The following is a 16,053-nucleotide window of genomic DNA, read 5'->3' as shown; positions in this document are numbered from 1 at the left end:
ACCCGCGATTGTCGGTCGGGAGTCGTAGACTTCAAGACCGTCTCACCCCCCGGCCACCGCTGGGAGGTGCCCCCAGCCGCCGACTGTTTTCCGGAGGTCTTCCGCCGTGGCCAAGCCGCCGTTCACGCACCTGCACGTCCATACCCAGTACTCACTGCTGGACGGTGCGGCGCGGCTGAAGGACATGTTCGCGGCGTGCAACGAGATGGGCATGACGCATATCGCCATGTCCGACCACGGCAACCTCCACGGCGCGTACGACTTCTTCCATTCGGCGAAGAAGGCCGGGGTGACGCCGATCATCGGGATCGAGGCGTATGTGGCGCCGGAGTCGCGGCGCAACAAGCGCAAGGTCCAGTGGGGCCAGCCGCACCAGAAGCGCGATGACGTCTCGGGTTCGGGTGGTTATACGCACAAGACGATCTGGGCGGCGAACAAGACCGGTCTGCACAACCTCTTCCGGCTGTCCTCGGACGCGTACGCGGAGGGCTGGCTGCAGAAGTGGCCGCGGATGGACAAGGAGACCATCGCCCAGTGGTCCGAGGGCCTGATCGCCTCCACCGGCTGCCCCTCCGGCGAACTGCAGACCCGGCTGCGGCTGGGGCAGTACGACGAGGCGCGCAAGGCCGCGGGTGAGTATCAGGACATCTTCGGCAAGGACCGGTACTTCCTTGAGCTGATGGACCACGGCATCGAGATCGAGCGCCGGGTCCGCGACGATCTGCTGAAGATCGGCAAGGAACTCGGCATCCCGCCGCTAGTGACGAACGACTCGCACTACACCTACGCCCACGAGTCCACGGCGCACGACGCCCTGCTGTGCATCCAGACCGGTAAGAACCTCTCCGACCCGGACCGCTTCCGTTTCGACGGCACGGGCTACTACCTCAAGTCCACGGAGGAGATGTACGCCATCGACTCCTCGGACGCCTGGCAGCAGGGCTGCGCCAACACCCAGCTGATCGCCGACCAGATCGACGTCAGCGGGATGTTCGAAAAGCGCGACCTGATGCCGAAGTTCGACATCCCGGAGGGCTTCACGGAGGTCACCTGGTTCCAGGAGGAGGTCCGGGTCGGCATGAAGCGCCGCTTCCCGGGCGGCGTCCCCGAGGACCGCCAGAAGCAGGCCGAGTACGAGATGGACGTCATCATCCAGATGGGGTTCCCCGGCTACTTCCTCGTGGTCGCCGACTTCATCATGTGGGCCAAGAACAACGGCATCGCGGTCGGCCCCGGCCGAGGCTCCGCGGCCGGTTCGATCGTGGCGTACGCGATGGGCATCACCGACCTCGACCCGATCGAGCACGGGCTGATCTTCGAGCGGTTCCTCAACCCCGAGCGCGTCTCCATGCCCGATGTCGACATCGACTTCGACGAGCGCAGGCGCGTCGAAGTGATCCGGTATGTCACGGAGAAGTACGGCGCCGACAAGGTCGCCATGATCGGCACCTACGGCAAGATCAAGGCCAAGAACGCCATCAAGGACTCCGCGCGTGTCCTCGGCTACCCGTACGCGATGGGCGACCGCCTCACCAAGGCCATGCCCGCCGACGTCCTCGGCAAGGGCATCGACCTCGACGGCATCACCAACCCGAGCCACCCGCGCTACAGCGAGGCGGGCGAGATCCGGGGGATGTACGAGAACGAACCGGACGTGAAGAAGGTCATCGACACCGCCAAGGGCGTCGAGGGCCTGGTCCGGCAGATGGGTGTGCACGCGGCCGGCGTGATCATGTCCAGCGAGCCCATCGTCGACCACGCCCCGATCTGGGTGCGGCACACGGACGGCGTGACCATCACGCAGTGGGACTACCCCCAGTGCGAGTCGCTCGGCCTGCTGAAGATGGACTTCCTGGGCCTGCGCAACCTGACCATCATGGACGACGCCGTCAAGATGGTGAAGGCCAACAAGGGCGTCGAGCTGGAGCTGCTCTCCGTCCCGCTGGACGACCCCAAGACCTACGAGATGCTCTGCCGCGGTGACACGCTCGGCGTCTTCCAGTTCGACGGCGGCCCGATGCGCTCGCTGCTGCGGCTGATGAAGCCCGACAACTTCGAGGACATTTCCGCCGTCTCGGCCCTGTACCGCCCGGGCCCGATGGGCATGGACTCGCACACCAACTACGCGCTGCGCAAGAACGGCCTCCAGGAGATCACCCCGATCCACCCGGAGCTGGAGGAGCCTCTCAAGGAGGTCCTCGGCCTCACCTACGGCCTGATCGTCTACCAGGAGCAGGTCCAGAAGGCCGCCCAGATCATCGCCGGGTACTCCCTCGGCGAGGCCGACATTCTCCGCCGCGTCATGGGCAAGAAGAAGCCCGAGGAGCTGGCGAAGAACTTCGTGCTCTTCCAGGAGGGCGCGAAGAAGAAGGGCTTCTCCGACCAGGCGATCCAGGCCCTGTGGGACGTCCTGGTCCCGTTCGCCGGCTACGCCTTCAACAAGGCGCACTCCTCCGCGTACGGCCTGGTCACCTACTGGACCGCCTACCTCAAGGCCAACTACCCGGCCGAGTACATGTCCGCGCTGCTGACCTCCGTGCGCGACGACAAGGACAAGTCGGCGGTCTATCTGAACGAGTGCCGTCGTATGGGCATCAAGGTGCTGCCGCCCAACGTCAACGAGTCCGAGGCGAACTTCGCCGCCCAGGGCGACGACGTGATCCTCTTCGGCCTCACCGCGGTCCGTAACGTCGGTCAGAACGTGGTCGACTCGATCATCCGCTGCCGCAAGGCGAAGGGGAAGTACCTCTCCTTCCCCGACTACCTCGACAAGGTCGACGCGGTCGTCTGCAACAAGCGCACCACCGAGTCACTGATCAAGGCCGGCGCCTTCGACGAGATGGGCCACACCCGCAAGGGCCTGACGGCGCACTACGAACCGATGATCGACAACGTCGTCCAGGTAAAGCGCAAGGAGGCCGAGGGGCAGTTCGACCTCTTCGGCGGCATGGGCGACGACAGCGCCGACGAGGGCCCCGGCTTCGGCCTGGACGTCGAGTTCTCGGACATCGAGTGGGACAAGACCTATCTGCTCGCCCAGGAGCGCGAGATGCTCGGTCTCTACGTCTCCGACCACCCGCTCTTCGGCCTGGAACACGTACTGTCCGACAAGGCGGACGCCGCCATCGCCCAGCTGACCGGGGGCGACTACTCGGACGGCTCGATCGTCACGATCGGCGGCATCATCTCCGGTCTGCAGCGAAAGATGACCAAGCAGGGCAACGCCTGGGCCATCGCCACCGTCGAGGACCTGGCCGGCTCCATCGACTGCATGTTCTTCCCGGCGACCTACCAGCTGGTGTCCACCCAACTCGTCGAGGACACCGTGGTCTTCGTCAAGGGCCGGCTGGACAAGCGCGAGGACATCCCGCGCTTGGTCGCCATGGAGATGATGGTCCCCGATCTCTCCGAGGCGGGTACCAACGCGCCGGTGACGATCACCATTCCGACGGTCAAGGTCACCCCGCCGATGGTCGAGAAGCTGGGCGAGGTGCTCAGCAGCCACCGCGGCTCCACGGAGGTGCGGATCAAGCTGCAGGGGGCGCGCAAGACGACCGTGCTCCGACTCGACCGCCACCGGGTCACGCCCGACCCGTCGCTGTTCGGCGATCTGAAGGTGCTGCTCGGCCCGTCCTGCCTGGCGGGCTGACCCCGCGGTGAACCGCTGAGCCGAGTTACCCCGAGGGGCGCGCCCGTAGTGGACGCGCCCCTCAACTCATCTGCGGGACAAGTCAGTTGTGGCCGAACCGGCGCTCGCGGTTCTTGCGGGCGAGATCCGAGGGGGAGCCTGTGGCGGCGGACTTGGCCTGCGCCTCCATGGACGACTTCTGGGCCTCCTGCTGGCCGCGCTCGGCCGCGGAGGCCTTCTGCTGCTGACTGCGGTTCTGCTTCTTGTCCTTGGCCATGACCGTTGCCTCCTGAGGGGGAATCTGGGATCTGGGCCGGGACCAGACTTACACGCCGGACAGAAGCCTGCATTTCGGACAATTACCGTGCGTAAAACGGCCGATCACGCGCTGTACTCGGGATCCCCGCCGAATCCGCCACGCCGATGATCGAGTTCGGGCAGATAACGCCCGTACGGTCGGGCAGACTCGAAGGAAGCCGAAGAGAACTCGTGCCACGGGCCGAGCCGGGGGGCGACCGGACTTCAGCACCTCAGGGAAGAGGGTGGATCGTGGATCGCTGTGTCGTCCTCGTGGACGCCGGGTATTTGCTCGGGGCCGCTGCGAGCCTGCTCGCCGGAGAGCCCGCACGTTCCCGGATCACCGTCGATCACGCCGCGCTCATCCAGGGCCTGCGCCAGCGCGCCGAGGCGGACACCGAACGCCCGCTGCTGCGGATCTACTGGTTCGACGGCGCCCCCGACCGCGTCCCACAGCCCGAGCACCGCCGGCTGCGCGTGATGTCCCGGGTCACCGTCCGGCTGGGCGCCCTGACCCGCAGCGACGGCCGCTGGGCGCAAAAGGGCGTGGACGCCGCCATGCACGCCGAGCTGACCGAACTCGCCCGTAACCGCGCCTGCTCCGACATCGTGCTGGTCACCGGCGACGGCGATCTGCTGCCCGGCCTGATGTCGGCGAAGGAGCACGGCGTCGCCGTCCACCTGTGGGCCGTACAGGCCGCGGACGGCGACTACAACCAGTCCGAGGACCTGGTCGCCGAGGCCGATGAGCGGCGGGTGCTGGACCGGGCCTGGATCACCCGCGCGGTACGCGCCAAGGAGCTCGGCGGGCCCTGCGCGCCGCCGCCCGTACCGCGCCCCGAGATCGCCGCGATCCTCTCGGCGCCGCTGCCGGAGTCCGCGGCCGCGGCGGCCGCCGCCTCCGCGTCCGGCCCGGAAGCCGCCGAGCGCACCCATGAACGCAACGGCACCAACGGGGCGGCGCGGCTCGCGGTCGGCGACGAGGCCGACCCGGTGGCCGGGGCCGAGCCGGGCGCCGTCGGCGCGAAGGGCGTCCCCACCCCCAAGGACCTGGCCGGGCTCGGCCGCGACCGCGCGGCGGGCCAGACAGCCGCAGGTACGGGCGGCCCCGTCCAGCCGGCACCCGCGGCCGGCGCCACCCTGCGCTGGTCGTCCGACAAGGGCTGGGTCGAGCGCGGCGGGCCGGTCGGCGAACCGTCCGAGACCGCGGGCCTGCCCACCCTCGCCCAGCTCACCAGCGCCGAGCAGCGCTGGGCCGACCGTGAGGAGGACATCACCGCGGTCAGCGGCGACCCCTTCGAGGTCGGTCAGGTCTTCGCCCGGCGCTGGACCGAGCGGCTCTCCGACTCCGCGCATCTCCAGCAGCTGTCGACGGAGTACCCCCGCATCCCGCACCGCATCGACGGTGAACTGCTGCGCTACGCCGCCCGGTTCGGGCTGCTCGCCCACAAGGACGACCAGATCGATGAACACGACCGCTATGCGATCCGGGCCGGATTCTGGCGCGAGGTCGATCTGCGTACGGCTGCCGAGCACGCTCCGGCCGGGGACTGACGGCCGGCGTCCGCTCCGTCCCCGGGCGCGCCGTCGGTGCCCCGCGGGCCGGAGGCGGTCCGGGGCCGCGTACCCTCGTAGCTCGTGAGGACGGGCGCAAAACAGGCGGAGCGCGGCGGGCCGGTGTGCGCCGTGCGGGACCTGGTGAAGACGTACCCCGCGATGCGCGGGCGCCGCGGCGCGGCACAGGCGCCTGCCGTACGTGCCAACGACGGCATCACCCTGGACGTACGACGCGGCGAGATCTTCGGGCTGCTCGGCCCCAACGGAGCCGGCAAGTCCACCCTGGTACGCCAGCTGACCGGACTGCTGCGCCCGGACTCCGGCACCATCTCCGTACTCGGCCATGATCTGGTGCGCTACCCGGAGCGGGCGGCCCGGCTGCTCGGCTATCTGGGGCAGGAGTCCACGGCCCTGGACGAGCTGACGGTCGCGCTGGCCGTGGAGACCACCGGCCGACTGCGCGGCCTCGGCGCCCGTGAGGCGCGTGCCGAGCGGGACGCGGTGATCGGCGAGCTGGGCCTCGGCGACATCGCGGGACGGACGCTGAAGAAGCTGTCCGGCGGGCAGCGGCGGCTGGCCTGCTTCGCCACCGTGCTGATCGGCGCGCGGCCGCTGCTGGTGCTGGACGAGCCGACCACCGGCATGGACCCGGTCGCGCGGCGCGCCGTATGGGCCGCCGTGGACCGGCGCCGGGCCGAGCACGGCGCCACGGTCGTGCTGGTGACCCATAACGTCCTGGAGGCCGAGAGCGTGCTCGACCGGGTCGCGGTGATCGACCGGGGCCGGGTCATCGCCTGCGACACGCCCGGCGGACTGAAGGACATGGTGAGCGAGGAGGTACGGCTGGAGCTGGTCTGGCGCGACCGCCCGCCGCTGGAGGTCCCCGAGATCGCCGCCCTCGAATCCGCCGCCCGCACCTCCGGCCGCCGCTGGACCCTGCGCCTCCCCGCCGACCAGGCCCGCTCCGCCGTGGCCGCGGTCACCGCGGGCCCCGCCTTCGCCGCCCTCGACGACTTCACGCTGGCCACGCCGAGCCTGGAGGACGTGTATTTGGCGCTCGGCGGGCGCGCGGAGGGACTGGTGAAGGCGTGAACGGCGGCGGGTGCGGCGGACGTATGGCATACCGGGGGCGTGGCAAGGAAGGCTTGGTGACAGGGTGAGTGTGGTTCCCGCGCAGGCGGTGGCGGGGGTGTCCCCGGGCGCCGGGGCGTGGTCCGAGGACGGTGAGGCCGCCCCGCTGGCGCCGCGCGCCGGCCTGGTGCCCGCGCTCGGCGCCGTCTACCGCGCCCAGCTCTCCCGGGCCCGGGTCGCCCGGATCCCGCTGCTGTTCGTCGCCACCTTCCAGTCCGTAGGGATCATGGTCCTGCTGCGCGGAGTGGTCGACGGCGGCGCCCCGGCGCGGTCCGTGGTGTCCGGCTCCGCCGTGCTGGTCGTCGCGTTCGTGGCACTCAACCTCCTCGCCCAGTACTTCGGCCAGCTACGGGCCGGCGGCGGACTCGACCACTACGCGACGCTGCCGGTGCCGCCGGCCGCGGTGGTGCTCGGCGCGGCCGCCGCCTACGCCTCGTTCACCGTGCCCGGCACGGTGGTCACCGCGGTCACCGGCTGTGTGCTCTTCCAGCTGCCGATGGCCAACCTCTGGGTACTGGCCGCCGTGCTCCCGCTCGCCGGAGCCGCGCTGTCCGGCCTCGGCGCGGCCCTCGGGCTGCTCGCCCCGCGCCAGGAACTCGCCACGCTCTGCGGCCAGTTGGGCATGTCGGCGGCGCTGCTGCTGGGCGTACTGCCGCCCGACGGGATGCCCGCGTTGATCGGCTGGGCCCGCGATCTGCTGCCCTCCACCTACGGCGTGGAAGCGCTGGCGCGCAGCTTCGACCCGCACCCCGACTGGGTCGCGGTCGGCGCCGACCTGGGCGTCTGCGCGGCCGTCGGGGTGCTCTCGCTGGCCGTCGCCACCTGGGCGTACCGCCGGGCGGCGACCCGATGACCGGTGCCCCCGCCCCGAACGGGCGTCCTGATGCCGGTGCCACCGGCCCCACCTGGCACGATGACGGGGTGACCGCACCGCTGACGCCACCCGACAACCAACCGCCCGAAGAGCCGCAGCACCCCGAGGCCGCGCCCGCCGGGGGCCATGGCTCCACCGCCGACCACAGCGACCACACCGGCCTCGGCGGCCCCGAGCTCGCTCGCGAGCTGCGCGAGGGCGCGTTGATCGCACTCCTGGTCGCGGTGAGCGGTGTGCTGCTCGGCGTGGTGTGGAACTGGCTCGCGCCGCACATCCCGCTGATCGCGGACACCCGCAACGTCTACCTGAAGAACACCGAGGGCGAGGAGGCGATCGGCGCGGACGGCACCTTCGTCCTGCTGTCCCTGGCCTTCGGTGTGCTCAGCACGGCGGCGGTCTTCCTCTTCCGCCGGCGCGGCGGAATTCCGCTGGTGGTGGCGCTGGTCCTGGGCGGTCTGCTGGGCGCGGCGCTGGGCTGGCTGACCGGCATGTGGCTGGGCCCCACCCCGGACGTGGCCGCGCACGCCAAGCAGGTCGGCCCCGGCGTCACCTTCTACGGCCCGCTGCGGCTGCAGGCCAAGGGCGCGCTGCTGGTCTGGCCGATCGCCGCGATGCTGACGCAGCTGGCGCTGACCGGGCTGTTCGGGCCGCGCGACCCGGAGCCGCCGGCGCCGGACTGGTCCGGCCACCAAGGACAGGACTGGTCCGGCCACCACACGCAGCAACCGCCGGCCGAGGGCTGAGCCCCGTACGCCTAGGGGGCGGCCCGTCATCGCGGCCGCCCCGCCGACTCCGTCAGTCGCGCGCGATCGGCGCGACCCGGGCATCGGTGAGCGCCACCAGATCCTCCGGTGCCAGCTCGACCTCCAGCCCGCGTCGGCCCGCCGAGACACAGACCGTCGGCCGGCCCTCGGCCGAGGCGTCCACGACCGTACGCAGCCGCTTGCGCTGACCCAGCGGCGAGATCCCGCCGAGGACGTATCCCGTACTGCGCTCGGCCGCCGCCGGATCGGCCATCACGGCCCGTTTGCCGCCGACCGCGGCCGCCAGCGCCTTGAGATCGAGGGACCCGGACACCGGGACCACGGCGACCGTGAGCGTGCCGTCGACCTCCGCGAGCAGCGTCTTGAACACCTGGTCGGGCGCGACACCGAGGGCCTCGGCGGCCTCCTCGCCGTACGAGGGTGCGGCCGGGTCGTGCTCGTAGGAGTGCGTCGTGAAAGCGACGCCTGCCTCGGTGAGGGCGACCGTCGCGGGCGTGCCGACGGACTTCTTGGACTTCTTCGCCAACGTCTTCGTGCCTCGCGTCAGTTGGGGCTGGTCGGCTGCCTGGTCAGATCCACGGCCGGCAGCGACGGGAGCTTACCGAGCAGCGCCGACTCGTGGCGAAGCAGTTTCAGCTCGTGCGCCAGCCGGGCCGTGGTGTCCGGCGCCTCCAGCAGCCGCTGCTTGGCGGGGACGTCCAGCACGGCCGCGGCGGCGACGAGGTACGACAGCACCGACGGGTCGCCCGGCAGGTCCTGCCCGCTCGACAGGGTCCGCTCGTTCGCCCAGGCCAGCCGCTTCTGATACGTACGGAAGGCCCGTACGACGCCCGAGGCGAGCGCGCCCGCGCCCTCCCCCTGGCCCTCTTCCAGCTCCTCCAGCTCACCGGTCAGATACGGCCCGGAGGCGTCCACCGACAGCAGCCGGAAGCGGGTGGTGCCGGTGGCCAGGACCTCGTAGCCGGTGTCGTCGGCGGACGACTTCTCCCGGATGGTCGCCGCGTCCGCGATACAGCCCACCGAATGGAACGCCTGGATCGGGTCGTCGCCGAAGCCCGCCGCGGGACCGTCGGCGGACGGCACCGTGGCGTCCGGCATGCCCTGCGCGGTGGGCGCGACCTCCCGGCCGTCCCGGATCGCGATCACCGCGAAGCGCCGGTCGTCCTCCGGCAGCGCGCTCAGATCGCGCATCATCGCTCGGTACCGCGCCTCGAAGACGTTCAGCGGGAGCACGAGTCCCGGGAACAGCACCGAGTTCAGCGGGAAGAGCGGTAGGCGCACGGAGGTCACAGCCGGTAAGCCTAGAGCCTGTGGCGACCGGGGCCACCACCCGGACCAGGGTTATTGCCGGCGGAGCAGCCGTGACGCACCGGCCGCGACCGTTGTCGCGAGTACCCAGCCCGCCAGGATCAGCACCGCCGCCGCCCACTGCGCACCGCCCCCCGGCTTCCAGGCCGCGCCCTGATTGAGGTCGATCACCGGCAGCAGCAGGTCGAGGGAGTAGAGATACGGGTTCCAGGGCGGCGTCTCGCCCGCCTTGAGGGGCGGCGGCGGGGACATCGAGAAGTAGATCGTGCCGATCGCCCACAGGATCGCCATCCACACCGCGGCCCGCCCGGGGCGGTAGCCGTACGCCACCGTCCAGTCCTGGAGGAACCCCCAGGCCTTCGCCGCCAGCGGCAGCGTCTCGCGGCGCCGCCGCTGCTTGGCCAGCAGCACCTCGCGGGCGTCGGAGTCCTCACCGCTGGCGCGCAGCGAGGTGGCGAGCATCTCGTACGGTTCGGGCGCGTACTCGGGGGTCGCGGCGGCCACCCACTGCAGCCGCTGCGCGAGCGGGAAGTGGCCGCGCGGGATCAGCGTCTCGTACGCGAAGCCGGCCATCCACAGTCCGCCGAGCCCCGGCCAGCTCGCCGACTTGTCGACAAGATTGACGACCCGGGCGCCGGAGAGGATCACCCGGCCGCGCTGCGGGCGCTCGCCGAGGAAGCGCAGCTCCGGCGTCTGTATGCGGCGCAGCGACAGCTCCTGGTCGGACTCCATGATGAACCGGGCGTGCTCGAAGTCGACCGCGTCACCGAACCGCCCGTCGTCCAGGCGCATCCCGCCCTCGCACTCGAAGCGCTGCATACGTGTGCCGCGCGAGGGGGTGTGCGCGATGCCGTACGGGGGTGTGGCGCTGCTGGAGAACGGGGAGTTCGCGAGGCCGGCGGCGGTCAGATAGAGGGTGCGCTCGACGGTCAGCTGCGGGGCGTTCAGCGCCCGGCGGCCGAAGGGGTTGCTCAGCCGGCTGCCGCGCAGGCTCAGCGACACGCCGATGGTGGCGCCGCGCAGCGACAGCTCGCCGTAGGACTCCAGCATCTCGGCCTGCAGATCCTGGGCGACGGTCAGCCCGTCCGCCATGATCGACCGGCCCTGTCGGTCCTTGTGCACCACCGCCTGATTGAGCATCAGGTCCGTGCCGATCTGCGCGTCGGTGAGCCGGATGCCGGAGTGCACCACACAGCGCGGCAGATGCAGATCGCCCTCGGTGTGCAGCCGGGCCGCCTCCACCCGGGGTATCGCGCAGTTCACCAGCCGCAGCGTGGTGAAACGGCTCTCCGGCAGCACCACCTCGGCCTCGAAGCGGCAGTCCCGCAGCTCGACGAATGGCTTGATCGTGCCCCCGGCGACGTCGAGAGTGTCCGTGATGTACGCGCCGGTGACCTTCAGGGCGGAGACCCGCCCCGGCTGCGCCGGCGGCCCGTCGAGCAGCAGCAGCGCCACGACACGGGCCCGCACCCGGCGCTCGGGGCCCCACAGATGCTGCCCGTGCGGATCGTCGCGCACCGGGTCCCCGATGTGCAGATCGCAGGTGCTGCCGTTGCGGAAGGCCTGCCACATGCTCCATTCCGCCGATGTCAGCTGCAGGTCGGCGGGCGCGTCGCCGTCCCCGGGCTCGGTCACTGTGGATCCCCCTTGCTCTCCCGTGGTGTGTCGCAACCTGTTCGGACGCATGTGGTGCGCTGGTCGTGTGCTGTGGTCGTGGTGCGTCCCGCAGGTCTCCCCGTACGCCTTAGGTGGCCCTTGCCCGCCACGTGACTGCTTGAACACGCGTGGTCAGGGCCAACTCCGGTCAACTTCCGCACACGGCTTGACCGTGCGTCCGGACGGTGTGTCGCTGTGTATCACTGAGTGATACGGCCGCTCGGGCCCAAGAGTGGGTCTGAGACACTGGGAGGGTGATCTCCCGAATCGATCTGCGCGGTGACGCCCTTCCCGAGGGCGGCGCCCTGCGCGACCTGCTGCCCCGTGCCGAGTTCGACGTGGAAGCCGCCCTGGAGAAGGTGCGGCCCATCTGCGAGGACGTACGCCATCGCGGCACCGCGGCGCTGATCGATTATGCGCGGCGGTTCGACGGCGTCGAGATCGAGCGCGTACGGGTGCCCGCCGAGGCACTGCGCAGCGCCCTCGCCGAGCTGGACCCGGCCGTGCGGGCCGCCCTGGAGGAGTCCATCCGGCGCGCCCGGATCGTGCACCGCGAACAGCGCCGCACGGACGTGACGACCAAGGTCGTCCCCGGCGGCACGGTCACCGAACGCTGGGTGCCGGTCGAGCGGGTGGGCCTCTACGTCCCCGGCGGCCTGGCCGTCTACCCGTCCTCCGTCGTCATGAACGTCGTCCCGGCCCAGGAAGCCGGCGTCGAGGGCATCGCCGTCTCCTCCCCGCCGCAGAAGGAGTTCGGCGGCCTGCCGCACCCGACGATCCTCGCCGCCTGTGCGCTGCTCGGCGTCGACGAGGTCTACGCCGCCGGCGGCGCCCAGGCCATCGCGATGTTCGCGTACGGCACCGAGGAGTGCCTGCCGGTCAACCTCGTCACGGGCCCCGGCAACATCTTCGTCGCCTCCGCCAAGCGCCTCCTCAAGGGCCGTATCGGCATCGACGCCGAGGCCGGCCCCACCGAGATCGCGGTCCTCGCGGACGCCACCGCCGACCCCGAGCACGTCGCCGCCGACCTGATCAGCCAGGCCGAGCACGACACCCTCGCCGCGGCCGTCCTGGTCACCGACTCCACCGAGCTCGCCGACGCCGTCGGCGAGGCGCTGAAGCGGCAGGTGGCGGCCACCAAGCACATCGAGCGGATCACCGAGGCGCTGGCCGGACGGCAGTCCGCCGTCGTCCTCGTCGACGGCATCGACGAGGGCCTGCGGGTCGTGGACGCCTACGGCGCCGAACACCTCGAGATCCAGACCGCCGACGCCTCCGCCGTCGCCGCCCGGGTCCGCAACGCCGGCGCGATCTTCGTCGGCCCGTACGCCCCGGTCTCGCTGGGCGACTACTGCGCCGGCTCCAACCACGTGCTGCCCACCGGCGGCTGCGCCTGCCACTCCTCCGGACTGTCCGTGCAGTCCTTCCTGCGCGGCATCCATGTCGTGGACTACTCGCGTGATGCGCTGGCCGAGGTCGCCCACCATGTGGTGACCCTCGCCGAGGCCGAGGATCTCCCGGCCCACGGTGCCGCGCTGAAGGCCAGGTTCGAATGGAAGGTCCCGCAGAGCAAGTGAGCAGGCACGTGACCAAGATCGACGACCTCCCCATCCGGGACGAGCTCCGCGGCAAGTCCCCGTACGGTGCCCCGCAGTTGGACGTGCCCGTACGCCTGAACACCAACGAGAACCCCTACCCGCTGCCCGAGCAGCTGGTCCTGCGGATCGCCGAGCGGGTGACCGAGGCCGCCCGGCAGCTCAACCGCTACCCCGACCGGGACGCGGTCGAGCTGCGCACCGAGCTGGCCCGCTACCTCACCCGCACCGGCGGCCACGAGGTCACCAAGGACCAGGTCTGGGCCGCCAACGGCTCCAACGAGGTCATCCAGCAGCTGCTGCAGACCTTCGCCGGCCCCGGCCGCACCGCCATCGGCTTCGAGCCGTCGTACTCGATGCACGCGCTCATCTCCCGCGGCACCGGCACCGGCTGGATCTCCGGCCCGCGCAACGACGACTTCACCATCGACGTCGAGGCGGCGGTCGCGGCCATCGCCGAGCAGCGGCCCGACGTGGTCTTCATCTGCTCGCCGAACAACCCGACCGGCACCGCCGTCGAGGCCGCGACCGTGCTCGCGCTGTACGAGGCCGCGCAGGCGGCCCGGGCGGACGACCGGGGCGCGCTGGTGGTGATCGACGAGGCCTACAGCGAGTTCAGCCACCGCCCCTCGCTGCTGCCGCTGATCGAGGGCCGGCCGAATCTGGTCGTCTCGCGGACCATGTCCAAGGCGTTCGGCGCCGCCGGGCTGCGGCTGGGCTATCTGGCCGCCGACGCCGCCGTGGTCGACGCCGTGCAGCTCGTCCGGCTCCCGTACCACCTCTCGTCCGTCACCCAGGCCACCGCGCTCGCCGCGCTGGAGCACACCGATACGCTCCTGAAGTACGTCGAGCAGCTCAAGACCGAGCGGGACCGCCTGGTCGACGAGCTGCGCGCGATGGGCTGCGAGGTCGTCGCCTCCGACGCCAACTTCGTACAGTTCGGCCTCTTCGACGACGCGCAGGCCACCTGGCAGGCGATCCTCGACCACGGCGTGCTGGTCCGTGACAACGGTGTACCGGGCTGGCTGCGGGTCACCGCCGGCACCCCGGCCGAGAACGACGCGTTCCTCGACGCGGTTCGTGCAGTACTGAAGGAGAGCAAGCGATGACCCGCGTAGGACGCGTGGAGCGCACCACCAAGGAAACGTCCGTGCTCGTCGAGATCGACCTCGACGGCAGGGGGGACGTGGAAGTGTCGACCGGTGTCGGCTTCTACGACCACATGCTCGACCAGCTCGGCCGGCACGGTCTGTTCGACCTCAAGGTCAAGACCGATGGCGATCTGCACATCGACACCCACCACACCATCGAGGACACCGCCCTCGCGCTGGGTGCCGCCTTCAAGCAGGCCCTCGGCGACAAGTCCGGCATCTACCGCTTCGGCAACTGCACGGTGCCCCTGGACGAGTCGCTCGCCCAGGTGACCGTCGACCTCTCCGGCCGCCCGTATCTGGTGCACACCGAGCCGGAGAACATGGCGCCGATGATCGGCTCGTACGACACGACGATGACCCGGCACATCTTCGAGTCCTTCGTCGCCCAGGCCCAGATCGCGCTGCACATCCACGTCCCGTACGGCCGCAACGCCCACCACATCGTGGAGTGCCAGTTCAAGGCGCTGGCCCGGGCCCTGCGCTACGCCAGCGAACGCGACCCGCGGGCGGCCGGAATCATTCCTTCCACCAAGGGAGCGCTGTGAACGGCCTTTCCACCGTCTTCATCCTGCTCGGACTCTTCCTCCTCGGTGGCATCTACTCCTTCTGGAAGCAGCAGCTGCCCAAGAGCCTGATCGTGCTGCTGTCCATCGGGTCGGCGATGTGCCTGGCCGCCGGCGTGCTGCGGCTGGAGGTATGGAATTGACCGCCGCCAAAAAGGTCGTCGTCCTCGACTACGGCTTCGGCAATGTCCGCTCCGCCGAGCGGGCACTGGCGCACGTCGGCGCCGAGGTGGAGATCACCCGGGACTACGACCGGGCGATGAACGCCGACGGGCTGCTGGTCCCCGGCGTCGGCGCGTTCGCCGCCTGTATGCGGGGGCTGAAGGAAGCCCGCGGTGACTGGATCGTCGGCCGCCGGCTGTCCGGTGGCCGCCCCGTCATGGGTATCTGCGTCGGCATGCAGATCCTCTTCGGCCGCGGCATCGAGCACGGTGTGGAGACCGAGGGCCTGGACGAGTGGCCCGGCACGGTCGGCCCGCTCAAGGCCGAGATCGTCCCGCACATGGGCTGGAACACCGTCGACGCCCCCGAGGGCTCACGGCTCTTCGCCGGCCTGCCCGCCGACTCCCGCTACTACTTCGTGCACTCCTACGCGGTGCACGACTGGGAGCTGGAGGTCGGCAACCCGCACATCGCCGCGCCGAAGGTCACCTGGGCCACGCACGGCGAGCCGTTCGTGGCCGCGGTCGAGAACGGTCCGCTGTGGGCCACCCAGTTCCACCCCGAGAAGTCCGGCGATGCCGGTGCCCAGCTCCTGACCAATTGGATCGAGACCCTGTAATGCCGAACGCGCCGAAGCTCGAACTCCTCCCCGCCGTCGACGTCCGCGACGGCCAGGCCGTCCGCCTCGTCCACGGCGAGTCCGGCTCCGAGACCTCCTACGGCGACCCGCTGGAGGCGGCCCTCGCCTGGCAGCGGGCCGGCGCCGAGTGGCTGCACCTCGTCGACCTCGACGCGGCGTTCGGCACCGGCGACAACCGCGCGCAGATCGCCGAGGTCGCCCGCTCGATGGACATCAAGGTCGAGCTGTCCGGCGGCATCCGCGACGACGACTCGCTGGCCGCCGCCCTGGCCACCGGCTGCACCCGCGTCAACATCGGCACCGCGGCCCTGGAGAACCCCGAGTGGGTCGCCAAGATCATCGCCGAGCACGGTGACCAGATCGCGGTCGGTCTGGACGTCCGCGGTACGACGCTGCGCGGCCGCGGCTGGACCCGCGACGGCGGCGACCTCTACGAGACGCTGGCCCGCCTGGACTCCGAGGGCTGCGCCCGCTACGTCGTCACCGACATCAACAAGGACGGCACCCTCCAGGGCCCCAACCTGGAGCTGCTGCGCAACGTCTGCGCGGTCACCGACCGCCCCGTCGTCGCCTCCGGCGGCGTTTCCTCCCTCGACGACCTGCGGGCACTTGCCACGCTGGTACCGGAAGGTGTCGAGGGCGCGATCGTCGGCAAGGCGCTCTACGCGAAGGCGTTCACCCTCGAAGAGGCGCTGGCAGCAGTGTCGTAACGGCGAACGGAAGG

The 16,053-nt window shown here is 70.8% G+C and carries 15 protein-coding genes; 11 read left to right on the top strand and 4 right to left on the bottom strand.

Annotated features, from left to right (window positions below):
- The first annotated feature begins 106 nt into the window (after positions 1–106).
- Entirely contained in the window at positions 107–3,649 is a 3,543-nt protein-coding gene (gene dnaE / locus KI385_RS12885) for a DNA polymerase III subunit alpha (RefSeq protein WP_238572313.1), read from the top strand.
- 82 nt (positions 3,650–3,731) lie between these two features.
- Here dnaE and KI385_RS12880 read toward each other — a convergent pair whose 3' ends face one another.
- Positions 3,732–3,905 carry a hypothetical protein gene (locus tag KI385_RS12880; RefSeq protein WP_238572312.1) on the bottom strand — a complete coding sequence of 58 codons (174 nt, stop codon included), beginning with the start codon at positions 3,903–3,905 and terminating at the stop codon, positions 3,732–3,734.
- Positions 3,906–4,177: 272 nt separating this feature from the next.
- Here KI385_RS12880 and KI385_RS12875 point away from each other — a divergent pair, with 272 nt between their 5' ends.
- From KI385_RS12875 to KI385_RS12860, 4 genes are all read left to right on the top strand, one after another.
- Complete coding sequence (locus KI385_RS12875) at positions 4,178–5,479, top strand: NYN domain-containing protein (protein ID WP_238572311.1); 1,302 nt, start codon at positions 4,178–4,180, stop codon at positions 5,477–5,479.
- Positions 5,480–5,563: 84 nt separating this feature from the next.
- Complete coding sequence (locus KI385_RS12870) at positions 5,564–6,574, top strand: ABC transporter ATP-binding protein (RefSeq protein WP_238572310.1); 1,011 nt, start codon at positions 5,564–5,566, stop codon at positions 6,572–6,574.
- A gap of 64 nt (positions 6,575–6,638) precedes the next feature.
- Entirely contained in the window at positions 6,639–7,466 is an 828-nt protein-coding gene (locus KI385_RS12865; RefSeq protein ID WP_425356907.1) for an ABC transporter permease, read from the top strand.
- Positions 7,467–7,534: 68 nt separating this feature from the next.
- A complete protein-coding gene (locus KI385_RS12860) occupies positions 7,535–8,230 on the top strand; it encodes an ABC transporter permease (protein ID WP_238572309.1) in 696 nt (231 codons plus the stop codon).
- Between the two features lie 52 nt (positions 8,231–8,282).
- Here KI385_RS12860 and ybaK read toward each other — a convergent pair whose 3' ends face one another.
- From ybaK to KI385_RS12845, 3 genes are read right to left on the bottom strand one after another with little or no spacing between them, the layout of a single operon-like run.
- Positions 8,283–8,777 (bottom strand): Cys-tRNA(Pro) deacylase, encoded by a 495-nt coding sequence (ybaK, locus tag KI385_RS12855; RefSeq protein ID WP_238572308.1) that lies wholly within the window; start codon positions 8,775–8,777, stop codon positions 8,283–8,285.
- A 17-nt stretch (positions 8,778–8,794) separates the two neighbouring features.
- Positions 8,795–9,541 (bottom strand): LON peptidase substrate-binding domain-containing protein, encoded by a 747-nt coding sequence (locus tag KI385_RS12850; RefSeq protein ID WP_238572307.1) that lies wholly within the window; start codon positions 9,539–9,541, stop codon positions 8,795–8,797.
- A 51-nt stretch (positions 9,542–9,592) separates the two neighbouring features.
- Positions 9,593–11,194 carry an oxidoreductase gene (locus KI385_RS12845; RefSeq protein WP_238572306.1) on the bottom strand — a complete coding sequence of 534 codons (1,602 nt, stop codon included), beginning with the start codon at positions 11,192–11,194 and terminating at the stop codon, positions 9,593–9,595.
- Between the two features lie 275 nt (positions 11,195–11,469).
- Here KI385_RS12845 and hisD point away from each other — a divergent pair, with 275 nt between their 5' ends.
- The 6 genes from hisD to priA are packed head-to-tail and all read left to right on the top strand — an operon-like array spanning position 11,470 to position 16,039.
- A complete protein-coding gene (hisD, locus tag KI385_RS12840) occupies positions 11,470–12,792 on the top strand; it encodes a histidinol dehydrogenase (protein ID WP_238572305.1) in 1,323 nt (440 codons plus the stop codon).
- 8 nt (positions 12,793–12,800) lie between these two features.
- On the top strand, positions 12,801–13,919 hold the full coding sequence (locus tag KI385_RS12835) for a histidinol-phosphate transaminase (RefSeq protein ID WP_238572304.1): 1,119 nt from the start codon (positions 12,801–12,803) through the stop codon (positions 13,917–13,919).
- A complete protein-coding gene (gene hisB, locus KI385_RS12830; protein WP_093644834.1) occupies positions 13,916–14,509 on the top strand; it encodes an imidazoleglycerol-phosphate dehydratase HisB in 594 nt (197 codons plus the stop codon). The genes KI385_RS12835 and hisB overlap by 4 nt, the downstream gene beginning before the upstream one ends.
- Complete coding sequence (locus KI385_RS12825; RefSeq protein WP_238572303.1) at positions 14,506–14,670, top strand: hypothetical protein; 165 nt, start codon at positions 14,506–14,508, stop codon at positions 14,668–14,670. The genes hisB and KI385_RS12825 overlap by 4 nt, the downstream gene beginning before the upstream one ends.
- The gene (gene hisH, locus KI385_RS12820) at positions 14,661–15,308 is read left to right on the top strand and encodes an imidazole glycerol phosphate synthase subunit HisH (RefSeq protein WP_238572302.1); all 648 of its coding nucleotides are present in this window, start codon (positions 14,661–14,663) and stop codon (positions 15,306–15,308) included. The genes KI385_RS12825 and hisH overlap by 10 nt, the downstream gene beginning before the upstream one ends.
- The gene (gene priA / locus KI385_RS12815) at positions 15,308–16,039 is read left to right on the top strand and encodes a bifunctional 1-(5-phosphoribosyl)-5-((5-phosphoribosylamino)methylideneamino)imidazole-4-carboxamide isomerase/phosphoribosylanthranilate isomerase PriA (protein WP_128509113.1); all 732 of its coding nucleotides are present in this window, start codon (positions 15,308–15,310) and stop codon (positions 16,037–16,039) included. Before hisH ends, priA begins: the two co-directional genes overlap by 1 nt.
- The last annotated feature ends 14 nt before the right edge of the window (positions 16,040–16,053 follow it).

The organism is Streptomyces inhibens (assembly GCF_022221585.1).
Classification (GTDB): Bacteria; Actinomycetota; Actinomycetes; order Streptomycetales; family Streptomycetaceae; genus Streptomyces; species Streptomyces inhibens.
This window is presented reverse-complemented; position numbering and strand designations above follow the sequence as displayed.

What these genes read in the sequence shown, in the direction of transcription:
- KI385_RS12880 (WP_238572312.1), bottom strand. Translation starts at nt 3,905, where the DNA reads ATGGCCAAGGACAAGAAGCAGAACCGCAGTCAGCAGCAGAAGGCCTCC.
- hisB (WP_093644834.1), top strand. Translation starts at nt 13,916, where the DNA reads ATGACCCGCGTAGGACGCGTGGAGCGCACCACCAAGGAAACGTCCGTG.
- hisH (WP_238572302.1), top strand. Translation starts at nt 14,661, where the DNA reads ATGGAATTGACCGCCGCCAAAAAGGTCGTCGTCCTCGACTACGGCTTC.
- priA (WP_128509113.1), top strand. Translation starts at nt 15,308, where the DNA reads ATGCCGAACGCGCCGAAGCTCGAACTCCTCCCCGCCGTCGACGTCCGC.